This is a genomic window from Paraburkholderia sp. LEh10, assembly GCF_017814945.1.
Lineage (GTDB): Bacteria > Pseudomonadota > Gammaproteobacteria > Burkholderiales > Burkholderiaceae > Paraburkholderia.
Genome location: NZ_JAGIPX010000273.1, coordinates 1 through 349, shown reverse-complemented (window position 1 = coordinate 349; position 349 = coordinate 1). Strand labels below are relative to the sequence as shown.

1 pseudogene is annotated in these 349 nt (G+C 76.5%); it reads left to right on the top strand.

Features of this window, described 5'->3' with window-relative positions:
* Positions 1-77: 77 nt before the first annotated feature.
* Positions 78-349: pseudogene (locus J8I87_RS44280) on the top strand (hypothetical protein); the annotation flags it as partial.

Here is a 349-nt window from a genome sequence, read left to right as displayed (position 1 = left end):
ACGGTCGATGCAGAAGTGTGAGATGTTCATCGGATCGGGTGCGCCGGGTTGCGCCGGCTGGCGTCGGTCGTCATCGGGTGTCAGGTCATGGGCTTGCGGCCGGGGCGCCGGGGCCGGGACGCGGCGGCTGGGTCGGGGTTTGCGTCGGGGTTTGCCCCTGCGGCGGCTGCATCTGGGCGAGCACGGCGGGCGGCGCCGGCATCGACGCGGCCGCCGCGCTGGCCGCGGGCGCCGAAGCCGGTGTGCCGGGTGTACCGCCCGTGCCGCCCGTGCCGCCGGTGCCGCCGGGCGAGGGCGGCGCGCCCACCACCTTGATCTGCGCATCCGACGACACGCGGATCGCGCCGTC